This is a genomic window from Pseudophaeobacter arcticus DSM 23566 (assembly GCF_000473205.1).
In the GTDB taxonomy this organism is placed as follows: domain Bacteria; phylum Pseudomonadota; class Alphaproteobacteria; order Rhodobacterales; family Rhodobacteraceae; genus Pseudophaeobacter; species Pseudophaeobacter arcticus.
In genome coordinates, this window is sequence record NZ_KI421507.1 from 3,204,868 (window position 1) to 3,216,581 (window position 11,714).

At 58.3% G+C, this 11,714-nt stretch carries 10 protein-coding genes, 1 other RNA gene and 1 riboswitch; of the genes, 5 read left to right on the forward strand and 6 right to left on the reverse strand.

From position 1 onward, the window contains the following. Position 1: 1 nt before the first annotated feature. The 4 genes from ARCT_RS0119830 to ARCT_RS0119850 all read right to left on the reverse strand — a co-directional run bounded on the left by ARCT_RS0119830 (position 2) and on the right by ARCT_RS0119850 (position 4,568). A complete protein-coding gene (locus ARCT_RS0119830) occupies positions 2-1,285 on the reverse strand; it encodes a TRAP transporter large permease (protein WP_027241641.1) in 1,284 nt (427 codons plus the stop codon). A 4-nt stretch (positions 1,286-1,289) separates the two neighbouring features. After that, positions 1,290-2,819: an amidase gene (locus tag ARCT_RS0119835; protein ID WP_027241642.1), complete on the reverse strand. Its 1,530-nt coding sequence runs from the start codon at positions 2,817-2,819 to the stop codon at positions 1,290-1,292. Between the two features lie 121 nt (positions 2,820-2,940). Next, the gene (locus ARCT_RS0119845) at positions 2,941-3,888 is read right to left on the reverse strand and encodes a LysR family transcriptional regulator (RefSeq protein ID WP_276202251.1); all 948 of its coding nucleotides are present in this window, start codon (positions 3,886-3,888) and stop codon (positions 2,941-2,943) included. Between the two features lie 236 nt (positions 3,889-4,124). After that, the gene (locus ARCT_RS0119850) at positions 4,125-4,568 is read right to left on the reverse strand and encodes a MarR family winged helix-turn-helix transcriptional regulator (protein ID WP_051361109.1); all 444 of its coding nucleotides are present in this window, start codon (positions 4,566-4,568) and stop codon (positions 4,125-4,127) included. A 95-nt stretch (positions 4,569-4,663) separates the two neighbouring features. On the opposite strand from ARCT_RS0119850, the gene ARCT_RS0119855 reads away from it, so the two are divergent. The 5 genes from ARCT_RS0119855 (at position 4,664) to ARCT_RS0119875 (ending at position 9,099) form a co-directional block, all read left to right on the forward strand. Continuing rightward, entirely contained in the window at positions 4,664-5,338 is a 675-nt protein-coding gene (locus ARCT_RS0119855) for a glutathione S-transferase family protein (RefSeq protein ID WP_027241645.1), read from the forward strand. Positions 5,339-5,652: 314 nt separating this feature from the next. Beyond that, a riboswitch (cobalamin riboswitch) is annotated at positions 5,653-5,866 on the forward strand. 102 nt (positions 5,867-5,968) lie between these two features. After that, positions 5,969-6,325: a DUF1636 family protein gene (locus tag ARCT_RS0119860; RefSeq protein WP_027241646.1), complete on the forward strand. Its 357-nt coding sequence runs from the start codon at positions 5,969-5,971 to the stop codon at positions 6,323-6,325. After that, a complete protein-coding gene (locus tag ARCT_RS26575) occupies positions 6,322-7,140 on the forward strand; it encodes an ABC transporter ATP-binding protein (RefSeq protein WP_027241647.1) in 819 nt (272 codons plus the stop codon). Before ARCT_RS0119860 ends, ARCT_RS26575 begins: the two co-directional genes overlap by 4 nt. Continuing rightward, a complete protein-coding gene (locus ARCT_RS0119870) occupies positions 7,137-8,084 on the forward strand; it encodes an ABC transporter substrate-binding protein (protein ID WP_027241648.1) in 948 nt (315 codons plus the stop codon). The genes ARCT_RS26575 and ARCT_RS0119870 overlap by 4 nt, the downstream gene beginning before the upstream one ends. 1 nt (position 8,085) lies before the next feature. Then, positions 8,086-9,099: a FecCD family ABC transporter permease gene (locus tag ARCT_RS0119875; protein ID WP_027241649.1), complete on the forward strand. Its 1,014-nt coding sequence runs from the start codon at positions 8,086-8,088 to the stop codon at positions 9,097-9,099. Positions 9,100-9,264: 165 nt separating this feature from the next. Here ARCT_RS0119875 and ffs read toward each other — a convergent pair. Beyond that, positions 9,265-9,363: signal recognition particle sRNA small type (gene ffs / locus ARCT_RS27665), an RNA gene on the reverse strand. A 162-nt stretch (positions 9,364-9,525) separates the two neighbouring features. After that, positions 9,526-11,406, reverse strand: a complete 1,881-nt coding sequence (locus tag ARCT_RS0119880) for a 5'-nucleotidase C-terminal domain-containing protein (protein WP_027241650.1) — start codon at positions 11,404-11,406, stop codon at positions 9,526-9,528. Positions 11,407-11,714 lie beyond the last annotated feature (308 nt).

An 11,714-nucleotide genomic window follows, 5' to 3' on the forward strand; every position in this document is an offset into this window, starting at 1 on the left:
ATTAGTTCACGGAAAATCCGAACAGGCGTGGCAACGTGAGACAGATTGCAGGCCAATAGACGAGCGCCAGCAGCAACAGCACCTGAACAAAAATGAAGGGCAGCACGGCATAGGCCAGCTTCCAATAATTGAGGTTTGTCAGCGCCGAGACCACGACAAGGCATTTGCCCAATGGCGGTGTAATCAGCCCAACACAGAGGTTGAAACACAGCACGATGCCAAGGTGGATCGGGCTGATGCCCTGCTCCATCGCTTGTGGTGCAAACAGCGGAATAAGCAGGGTCAGGGCCACGGGGGTATCCATGAACATGCCAGCGACCAGAAAAACGCCCACAAGGAAAAACAGGTATTTCGGCCCCGTCAACCCGAAGGAGTCGACCCATGTCGCAAGAGCCTGTGACCAGCCCAGCTGGCCCGCCAGGTAGCCCAGCACCGAAATTGCTGCGAGAATGATAAAGATCGTGCCCGTCATCTTTGCTGTGGCCTCAACCGCGTCAAAGATCATTTTCCAGTTGAGACCTTTGTAGTATTGCCCCGCCATCAGCGCCACCAGCACCGCGATGGCCGAGCCCTCGGTCGGAGTTGCCAGCCCAAAGACCAGTGATCCGAGAATCACCACGGGCAGGCACAGGGCCGGCGCCGCGTTCACCAGACTGGGCAGGAAAGACGGCAGCCCGTCAGAGGTTCCACCGGGATGTCCTTTGACGGCGGCAATAACCGCATTCAGCGCCATCAGTGCCGCAGCAAGCAGCAGGCCCGGAACAACACCCGCAATGAACAGGGCAGCAACCGACGCGCCGGTCAACCCGCCATAGATGATCATGATGATAGAGGGTGGAATGATCGGGCCGATCATCGAAGACGCCGCCGTGATCGCCCCGGCGTAATAGGGGTCATAACCGCGCGCCTTCATTTCCGGCACGAAGGTGCGCGACAAGGCCGCACTGTCAGCGATAGCCGAGCCCGAGATACCTGCAAAAAACACGCTGGTCAGGATATTCACATGCCCCAGGCCACCGCGAAAGCGACCAACAATGGACATGGCAAAATCAATCAGGCTCCGGGTGACGCCGGCGCGGCTCATGATCTCGGCGGTCAGAATGAATAGTGGCATCGCCATAAAGGCAAAGACGTCGAGCTGGGCAAAGATACGCTGCGGCAGGATCGACAGGAACTGGCTCTTGTCGACGGCAACAAAGGTCAGCACCGAGACTGCCCCCATGAGATAGGCAAAGGCCGTGCCGCTGATCAGCAGGAGAACAAAGATAACCGGAATGAAATACATGGGGCTATACCGCCGTTTCGATGGGGGTCGGCTCAGACCGGGCAGGACTGTGCAGGATCGGCGGATGCGTCACAATGGAACGCAGGTCGGTCGCCGAAGGCGCAAGGCTTGCCATATCGGGGCGCGGCCGCGCCATGTCCGGGTCCTGGGAGAAAAGCGTTTCCAGCGATTTGGCTGCCGCCAGCATCGCTTCGTCGCCGCGCACCGCGCCCAGCATCTGCAGCCCAAAGGGCATGCCACGGGAGTCGCGACCGCAGGGGAGCGTGATTGACGGGCCACCAGACAGCGAGCCGCGATAGGTGAGGGCAAGCCAGCGATAATAGATATCCATGCTCCGTTCCTCGATCTCTGTCGCATGCCCCTGGGTCCAGGGGAACGGCGACACCGGCGCGGTCGGCAGCAAGATGACGTCAAATTCCTGCATCAAGGCATTGAACCGGCGCAGGATGCGCGTCTGCTCGGCATGGGCCCAGGCCCGGTCCGCCAGCGACATCGACCGCCCCAGGTCCACATTCGCCTGGATGTCGGCGCCAAAGTTTTCGGGCTCGGATTTGACCCCTTCGCCAAAGGCCGACAGGAAACTTTCGGCCCGCAGGATGTCAAAGCACCGGTCCATCTCGCCGAGGTTCAGATCAACGGGGCGGCACTCTGCGACATGGGGGGTGATTTTCTGAATACGATTGCGGAAGGTCTCGCGAATATCCGGATCTACCGGCGCGCCACCAAAATCCTCGCTGAATCCCACACGCAGGGGGCTGAGTTCCTGGCGTGGCAGGGTCGCAAACCGATCCTGCGGCGCCCGTGCCGACAGTGGATCATCAAGGTCAAACCCCTGTGCCAGGCTCAGCATCAAGGCCAGGTCATCCACCGTCCGGGTCATCGGCCCAAGCACCGAAATGCCTGACCATCCCAGGGGCCGGGTTGGATGGGCGATCACGTCAACAGAGGGGCGAAATCCGACGATACCACAAAGTGCCGCTGGCAATCGAAGCGACCCCCCCGTGTCGGACCCGGTGCACATTGGCAAAAGCTCTGCCGCCAGCGCCGCCGCAGACCCACCAGAAGAGCCGCCCGCGATCAGGTCAGCGTCAAAGGGGTTGGCTGTGGCCCCCCAAACCGGGTTTCGGCTGTTCCCACCGGCGCCGCACTCGGGCACATTGGTCTTGGCCAGCACAATCGCCCCGGCGCCCCGCAGACGCGCGACCATGGGCAGATCTTGGCTGGGGAAATATGCGCGCATGCGTGGGCTGCCATGGGTCGTGAGCAAGCCTTTGGTATCTTGAAGATCTTTTACGCCAATCGGCAAGCCATCAAGTGGCCCCCTGGGCGCTCCTGCCTGCCATCTGTCGGTTGCCTGCGCCGCCTCTTTGATCGCCGCTTCAGCGTCGATCGCGGTCAGGGCGTTCAGCTTGGGGTTGACCTGTGAAATGCGCTCCAGGCAGGCCGTCAGGTATTCGCTTGGGGTCAGGCTACATGCCGCAAACCGCTCCAGAACCTGACGCGCCGAAAGGGCCATCAAGGCTGCCCCGCTCATGCGCGCACCAATGACGTATCATTCTCGATCAAGCCAGTCACTTTATCCCTCCCAAGAAAACGAATGAGGTTATGATAAAGTGACACAAACCAGATAAATAATGAAATTTGAGCGCCAAACATTAACCAAAAGGAATGGTCTCCAAGTCCTCCGTCGTTTTTTGCAGACATTTCTGGAAGAATGACAAGGCATGGTTGGTTTCGACCTGATCCTTGCGCCAAAAGCACCGGACCTCGGACAGAAAGCCGCGGGTGTCCAGCGGCAGCGTGACAATATCTCCGCGTGCCGCATGGGACTGGGCAAGACGCTGCGGCATCAGCCCCAATGCGGGGATGGCTTCCAACAGTGCCAGATTCAGCGTCAAAGACAGGGAGGCAATTGTATTGGCTGGTGGTGCCAGCCCGTTTGCCGCAAAAAGCGCATCGACGGCCCCCCGGGCAACCGAATTTGCGTGAGGCATAATCCAGGGGAAATCAACCACATCGGACCACTCAAGCTCAGACTTTCTGGTGAGCTGGTGATTACGGCCCGCAACAACGACAACGGGTTCTTCAAAAAGCCTGAGCTGGTCAATGCCGGTCAATTCCTGCGGCTGCCATATCCGGGCGATCAGCAAATCCAGTGCGCCGCCCTGCAATCCCGGAAGCAGCTCGACAAAATGCCCCTCCTTGACCACGATGCTGGCCTGCGGTGTGCTGCTTTTGAATAGCGCGATGGCACTGGGCAACAGGGTGGGCGCAACCGAGCTGACGACGCCAACCGAAACCGCGCCTGAAATCCCGCTGGCCATTGCCTCAATATCAAAGGCCGCCCGATCAAGCTGATTGAGCGCCTGCTTGGCATGGCTTACCAGACGATGACCAACCGGCGTCAAGAACAGACGGTTCCGGTCGCGGGTCACAATCGGAACGCCAACGATCTTTTCCAGCTCCGCAATCTGCTTGGAGACTGCGGGCTGCGTGACGTTCAGCTCCTCCGACACCCGCGCCACCAGTTTCAGGTCGGACAGGGCGGCAATGACACGCAGGTGGCGAAGCGTTATGGCCTTCTGGAAATCACTGTTTGAAATAGCCGTTACTCACAGGGTTTGGATGACTGGAGGATACTGTAGTTTGTTTCTGATGATAAAGCACACCCGGACTGAACAGGTTTCACCAAACTGGCGGGCAGGCAAAAGGACTGACAGCCACGTGCAAGCGTTTCAACATGACTGCTTTCCTTGCCCCCAAAAGCGGCGTTCGTGCACGACGTTGCAAAGGTCCGGATCGAGCCCTTGGCGAAGCGATTCTGCGCGATGCGCGAACATCACTTCTTGGTATTTGCGAGCTTTCCCAGAAGGCGCACCAGTTCATTGAGTTCGGGTTCGCTGAGCGATTGCTGAACCGATTTGACCAACATCTCTGCATAGATCGGCCAAATTGCTCTGCGGGTTTCCAGTCCTTTCGAGGTGAGCCTGATGATCTGCCCTCTACCATCGCCAGCTACATCCTCACGCGTGATGAGACCTGCCTTCGTGAGTCTATCCAACAGACGCGAGGTTCCATATTGAGGGAGCAATAGCCGCTCTTTCAGCTCGTAAGGGCGTATGCCTTCGGCCCCGGCTTTTTCAATCTCCAACAAAGCATCATACCAGCTCAGTTTTGGCAGGCCGCGTTCTTTCAACTCGATTTCAATCCCTTGAAGCAGCGTTTGGCTGACAGAGAGAAGGGATATCCATGCCCGGGTTGTTTGTGCGCTGAGTGTGGTCATAGGGTACATTAGCGCAAAAGATGCAACTGCATCAACCTTGACGTTCCGTTGGCTGCCCCTATATAGATGCAATTGCATCTACATGGAGATTCCGAATGACCCTGCATCTGATAAGCCATTCACTTTGCCCATATGTTCAGCGAGCCGCGATCTCGATGTTGGAAAAAGGCGTTTCTTTTGAACGCACTGATATCGACCTTTCAAACAAGCCTGACTGGTTTCTAACCATTTCGCCGCTGGGAAAGACGCCGGTTTTGACCGACAGGCAAGAAGCGATATTCGAATCCTCTGCGATCTTGGAGTACCTGGAAGATACCCGGCCGTCGCCTCTCCACCCTTCGGCTGCGATAACGCGCGCACAGCACCGTGGTTGGATCGAGTTCGGGTCGGCCACCCTCAACGACATAGCGGGACTTTATAACGCCCAGACTGCCGACACGTTCAATAAGAAACTCCAAACACTGGAGGCAAAATTCACACAACTTGAGCGACAACTGGGACAAGGCCCGTATTTCGCAGGGAGTGAGTTCACTCTTGTTGATGCCGTCTTTGCACCGGTCTTTCGGTACTTCGACTCGTTCGATGAAATCGGCGATTTCGACATCCTGACTGACAAAGAAAAGGTTCTGGCGTGGCGCGAAGTTTTGGCTGCACGACCATCGGTCAAACAGGCGGTATCTGAAAATTATCCAAGTCTTCTGAGGGCTTTTTTGCTCAACCGAAACTCCCACCTGTCTCGGCTCATGACGCGCCAAATCGGTGGAGACTAGACTAGGGTCTGGACCCTAGGTGTTCAGTCCCGGCATCTGGCAGCTTCGTCCGGCTCTGCTGACGTCCCACTGGCGCAATCTGAAACGCCGTTATCTAGCCTGTCTCATGGTGGCCCAGGATGCTGGTATTGACCGCTCAACTATGATGGAAGCCGATGCCCAAGAGTGTTGCGACGTGTGACCGCCAGCAACTTGGCGCAGTACTGGCCAGGCGGGGGGCGCAGAGAGCCAATCAGGGGAGCTGACGCGCGTTCACGGCGCGCGCCGGGCCGCAACTCCTGCCTTTCAATTTGATTGACAGTCTCAAGATTGACCTCATACATGGCCTAGATGGTTTTTCCCGGGGTCACTCCGGGAAAATGAAAAGGGAATACGGTGTGGTGTAGCCAATAGGCGCCAAATCCGTGACTGCCCCCGCAACTGTGAGCGGAGAGCACTGCTGCAACAAGCCACTGCCCCATAGGGTGGGAAGGCGCGGCAAGGCCTCGACCCGCGAGTCAGGAGACCTGCCATCCATTTGTTCACCCAACCCAGGACGGGGAGTCCTGACGGAGGCTTAGATGGCACAGAGTAACTGGCTACACAGGACCGGCACCTGCTCTCTTCGCGCGTTTAACTGCGGGGCGAGACATGACCAACCACAGTGATCATTCCATATTGATTTGCACCACCTGCAAAGGGGCAGGCGCCGCGCGCAAACTACGGGCAGCACTGGCGGAACATGTGTCAAAGCGGTTCGTTTTACGGGCCGTAGACTGCATGGCGGGCTGCGAACGCCCGATAACGGTCGGATTGCAGGGTCCGGGCAAGACACAGTATCTGTTTGGTGAGATCGAAGCCCAGGCGGATATCGAGGCGATCGCCTGTTTTGCCCAGCAGTTTTTGGCAAGCGACACGGGCTGGAGCACAGCCTCGGAGCGACCAAAGAGATTGTACGACAAAACCCTGGCACGGCTTCCCGCCTACAGGACGGAGGCCAAGACATGACCGGATCGCCACCTTTATCGCGACCTTTTCTCTGTGTGCGCGACCTGGAGTATTTTGCCCTGAACGGAGACCTGCTGGTCTCGGGGGTTTCCTTTGATTTGCAGCAGGGTTCGATCCTCGCCATTGCCGGGCCAAATGGCGCCGGCAAATCGACCCTGCTGAACCTGCTCTCAGGATGTGAACCTCTGGCGCTTGGTGAGGTTTTCATAGGGGGTGCCAGCCTGCGCCAGATGAAAGCTCAGGATCGGGCAGGACACATTGCCCTTGTCAGCCAGCAAAGCTCCCCGGATGGGCGGCTGCGACTTCAGGACTATATTGCCCTAGGGCAACTGCCAATCGCGGCGCGCCGGTCCGCACATCAAAACAGCCAAGCCATCGAGGCCATTCTGGACCTCACAGGGCTTACGAAAATGGCGCATAAACCAATGGCACAGCTGTCAGGCGGGGAGCGCCAGCGTGCGCATATCGCCCGTGCCCTTGCGCAGGAGCCCAAGCTCTTGTTTCTCGATGAGCCGACCAACCACCTGGACCCGGATGCCAAAGGGCGCATTTTGTCCCTGGTTGCCTCTCTGGGCATCACCGTTGTCATGGTGGTGCATGATCTGGTGATGATCCCGGAATTTGCCACCCATGCGGCCTTGATGAAATCAACGCGGCTTGTGGCCTTTGGTCCCGCCGCCGAGGTCCTGACCCCTGAAAATGTCCAGGCGACCTTTGGGGTCAGCTATCTGTGCTTCCCCCATGAGGGCCGGATGATCCCTGCGCTCGATATTCGCAAAACAGACTTCCAAAATCTGAAGGAAAACTCACAATGAAAACTCTCTGGTCTGCTGCGCTCCTCCTTGGTGCTGCAAGTAGCGTCGCGGCACATGAAGTGAAGGTCGACAATTGCGGCACTCCACTGGTTTTTGAAACCATGCCGGAACGGCTGGTTGTGCATGACATCAATATGTCTGAAATGGCTTTTGCGCTTGGCCTGCAGGACAAGATGGTTGGCGTCACCGGCATCTCCGGATGGTATAAGACAAGCCCCACATTCGACAAAGATCGCGGCGATATCCCTGAACTTGCGCCCAAATATCCAAGCGTCGAAAATCTGGTCTCGGCCTCTGCTGATCTGTTTTTTGCCGGCTGGTACTACGGCATGAAGCCCGGTGGCGATGTGACCCCGGACACCCTGGCGCCCTTTGGTATCAAAACCATGGTCCTGACCGAAAGCTGCGTGCATCTGGACAAAGACCGCCCAGCGGCCAGTATGGATCTTTTGTTCAACGACGTTCTGCGGCTCGGCAAGGTCATGCATGTGGAAGACAAGGCAGAAGCCTTGATTGCAGGCTGGCAGCAGCACTTGGCCAGCATTGAAGCCAGAACCGCCGAATTCGCCAAACCGCGTGTTTTCCTGTTGGACGGACCCGCAGATGCGCCCTTCACGGCCGGCAGGTTTGCCATCCCTGACGCCATGATCACAGCTGCAGGTGGCGCCAGCGTAACCCATGATCTGGACACCAGTTGGGGGCGCACCTCCTGGGAGGCGGTTGCGGCCGCCAATCCAGAATTTCTGGTGTTGCTGGACTACCAGAACGGCAATGGCGCCGCAGATACCTTCAAGTTCCTGCAAGAGCACCCGGTTATGGCACATACCGATGCGGTCAAGAATGAGCGCTGGGTGGGGCTGCGGTATGAAGAGCTGACGCCTGGGCCGGCAAATATTGCAGCCATCGAGAAAATGGCCAAGGCAATGCATCCGGGCCTCAACTGATATGGGCCGTTTTGGCCTTTCGCTGATATTGGGGGCGGCCGTTTTGGTCGCCCTGCTTTTACTCTCCGTCCTCTACGGGTCCACCGATGTGCCCATGGCGGAGGTCTTTGCCGCCCTCTCTTCGGGATTGGGGTTCAGCCCCCTGGAGCCAGAGCCCATTCATCGGATCATTTTTGACCTGCGCCTGCCGCGGGCGCTGTTCGCCGCCCTGATCGGCGCCGGATTAGGCCTGGTCGGCGTGGTTCTGCAAACCACAACCCGCAACGATCTGGCGGATCCGTTTTTGTTCGGACTTTCCTCCGGTGCCGCCGCCGGGGCGGTTCTGGTCATCACGGTCACCGGGGATTTTCTGGGGCTTTGGACCCTGCCCCTTGCGGCCTTTACTGGCGGGCTTGTGGCCTCCGGCATCGTGCTGCTGCTGGTGCGCAGCCTGCAAAGCAGCGCCCCGGAGAAACTTATCCTGGCCGGGCTGGCGGTCTCCTTTCTGTTTGCGGCAATCACCAACTATTTGATCTTTTCGGGTGACACCCGCGCGGCCCATTCGGTGATCTTCTGGATGCTTGGCGGACTTGGCCTCGCCCGGTGGGAGACCCTGCCTCTGGTCGCGGCGGGCCTGGCCTTGATCGCGACCTATGCCATTTGGCGCAGCCGCTGGCTGGACGCGCTACTGGCGGGGGATACCACCGCGACCAGCCTGGGTGTGCCGGTCGGCGCGCTGCGCACCCGCATGTTTTTGGTCTGCGCCCTGGGCACCGCCGCCTTTGTCTCGGTCGCCGGAGTTATCGGCTTTGTCGGGCTCATGGTGCCCCATATCGCCCGTGGGCTTGCCGGGCCAATGCATGGGCGTCTCTTGCCCATGGCGGCCATAATCGGCGCGGTTTTGCTGACCGCTTCTGATATCGTATCGCGCTTGCTTCTGGCGCCGCAGGAGTTGCCTGTGGGGATCGTCACCACCTCGGTTGGGGCAGCTTTTGTATTTCTTTTGCTATTGGGAACAAATCGGCGGGGGGCCTGAAAGAGCGTATCGCTCTTATTTTCGCATCCTTGCAACAGAGCCAGTGCACCAAACCGCCTGGCTTTCGTTCAAGGCTGCACCTGTTTCAGCCCTCCCCCGTTTTCAGGGGGTGCGCAGAGGGTTCAGATCCTCTGGGTATTCAAAATCGGGAGCTTAAGGGAGATAAGGTGAGAGGTTGGACATCGACCCAAGCGGGGCTCGTTGTGGCTGCTTCCTTCCGGATCTGACCAGGTTGGCGAGGCGCCTGCCCGCGCCAACCTCTCGAATCCCGATATAGGCAGAGTTTGGCCCGATGACAAGAGCCGGATACCAAGAGCGATGCCGCCATGCTTTGCGGCAAACAAGTGCCGCGCAGCCTGTTTGCCGCAGCCCGGATGCGTCGCCTTCAAATATGCCCGGCAAGATGTCAGGCCAGAGTGCGCAGCGCTAAAGGCTCAGCCGCAGTTTCAGGAAACCATTTGGCGTCACGCCCTGATCTTCGGCCAGGCCCTCGGGCAATTCGTCCAGATAATTGCGCGCAACCGGCCCGGTGTAGACATTCACCCGCGTCTCTGGAAGTCGACTGAGCCGCCAGGGGTAGCGGGCCTCTGCCAGGGCATCTTTGGGCAGACGTCCCGATACGTAATCGCAGATCGCATCGCGGATCTTGATCCCGGGCAGGCGCAGGTTCTCTGCCTCCTGCACCATTTTGAAATTACCGCCGCCACTAACCCGATAACTGTTTGTCGCAACTGCAAACAGCTGTGTGCTGGACACAGGTGCACCGTTCCAGCGCAGGTTCCGTATCCGGTGGGAGTCCGGATTGATTACCAGGCCAGAAGACGAAAACCGCGGCGGTTGTGACACATCAATTTCATAGTCCAGGCCAAAGATCACATCAAAATTATGTCCGGCGCGGTCCAGGTTGACCAGTTCTGTGTTGCGACTTTCCGGGGTGATCTGATTGAACATGCCGGCTGACATTTCCAGCCAATCCCGCAGCTGATCACCAGTGACGGTCACCCCCCAGATGGCATTGGGAAAAACCTGCAAATCCGCAACATTGCGCATGCAGAGATCCCCTGCCGCAACATCCGTGTAATTCTCGGGCCCTGAGCGGCCACCAAATTTCCCCGGCGACACCGCTGACAAAAGAGGCAGATCGCCCGCTGTGGCCCCCGCTAACATGGGGCGCACCGCCGCCATCTGCGCGCAGGCCGTCAGAGCCAGACCATGGTCCTGGCCAAAGAAAGTGAAATAAGAGTGCAGAGCTTCGGAACTATGCCCAACCGGCTCTTTCATCCGGACCTGGGTCTGCGCGTTTGCCTCCGCCAGGATCTCGACAAGAGACGGATCCTCCTCCACCAGAGGCGTCAGCCGTCCCCAGGCATCACGGCGGGAAATGGGCAGCGCACTGGCCTGCCAGGTCTCCACCCGCCAGCCCTTAGACCCGTAGCGCAGATGCAAGTCGATCCGCCCCAGATGAGAGCCATGTGCTCCGGGCATAACCACGGGTTTTGCAAAGGCATGTTCCGGATCGGGCAAGACCAAATGCGTATGGCCGCCAATCACCGCATCAATGCCAACAGTGGCCACAATCGGGCGCAGGGCGTTTTCCATGTTCGGAACAGAAAGCTCACCTCCAACCCCGGTATGCGCCAAGGCCACAACCAGATCGCAGCCCGCGGCCCGCAGGTCTGCGGTGCTGGCTGCGGCGGCCTGTACCATGTCTTGGATCTGGACCTCACCTTCCAGCAGATGTGCGTCCCAAATCATGGTCTGCGGCGGCAACACAGAGAGGATACCAATCCGCAGAACCGGCGCATCGGGCAGAGCAGCGAGCCGCCGTTCGATAATCGTTGTCTTTACAAAGGGAAGCGCGCGGTCCGGCGAAACCGCAGACATATTGGAGCAGACCACCGCACAGGGCGCATCTTTCAAAACCTCCTCGAGCATCGGAAGGCCATAATTGAAATCATGATTGCCCAGCCCTAAGGCATCATATTGCAGCGCCGAGAAGGCGGACATCAAAGGATGAACGGCAGTGGTGTCGGCAGAGGAGATCTTGGGGTCGACCTTCAGCGCGGCTTCCCCAATCGGGGATCCCTGTAAGGCGTCGCCATTGTCCAGCAGGAGAGTCACGCCCCCCTGGGCCTGAGCCTCTTTGCGTGCCTCGGAAATAAGACTGGCCAATCGGGACAGGCCCACGCCCGGGTCCTCCCGATCTGCGTAGTAATCTCGGCTGAGAAGGTGACAATGTAGATCCGTTGTCGCAAGGATGCGCAACATTCCAGAGGCTTCTGACTTGGAAGCTGCCATTTCTGTCATTGTGCTGATATCACAGCTGTCACTGCTTGGTCCAATCTCTTGCTTCACCAGCCCCCTTCAGAGAACCACCGTTCATTTGAAACAGCGTTTCACAAATTTGCAAAGCCTCCAAATACGTCATCTTTAAGAAAAATTAACCAAGTTGCCAAGGAGCTAGCCTGAGGGCAAACAAAGTCAAGGCAGCAATTTCACCACCTCTGTGGCGCAATAAATCAGAGATACTCTGGTATTTCGTGCCCCAAGGGGCCATCACTTTGCATAAATGCGCCAGATCACGGGGAACCGCTCGTTTCTGGCACCACAGTTAG

Excerpts from the sequence above, each read along its gene's own strand:
- ARCT_RS26575 (WP_027241647.1), top strand. The coding sequence starts at position 6,322 with ATGACCGGATCGCCACCTTTATCGCGACCTTTTCTCTGTGTGCGCGAC.
- ARCT_RS0119875 (WP_027241649.1), top strand. The coding sequence starts at position 8,086 with ATGGGCCGTTTTGGCCTTTCGCTGATATTGGGGGCGGCCGTTTTGGTC.
- ARCT_RS0119860 (WP_027241646.1), top strand. The coding sequence starts at position 5,969 with ATGACCAACCACAGTGATCATTCCATATTGATTTGCACCACCTGCAAA.
- ARCT_RS0119880 (WP_027241650.1), bottom strand. The coding sequence starts at position 11,406 with ATGACAGAAATGGCAGCTTCCAAGTCAGAAGCCTCTGGAATGTTGCGC.
- ARCT_RS0119855 (WP_027241645.1), top strand. The coding sequence starts at position 4,664 with ATGACCCTGCATCTGATAAGCCATTCACTTTGCCCATATGTTCAGCGA.
- ARCT_RS0119870 (WP_027241648.1), top strand. The coding sequence starts at position 7,137 with ATGAAAACTCTCTGGTCTGCTGCGCTCCTCCTTGGTGCTGCAAGTAGC.
- ARCT_RS0119850 (WP_051361109.1), bottom strand. The coding sequence starts at position 4,568 with ATGACCACACTCAGCGCACAAACAACCCGGGCATGGATATCCCTTCTC.
- ARCT_RS0119830 (WP_027241641.1), bottom strand. The coding sequence starts at position 1,285 with ATGTATTTCATTCCGGTTATCTTTGTTCTCCTGCTGATCAGCGGCACG.
- ARCT_RS0119835 (WP_027241642.1), bottom strand. The coding sequence starts at position 2,819 with ATGAGCGGGGCAGCCTTGATGGCCCTTTCGGCGCGTCAGGTTCTGGAG.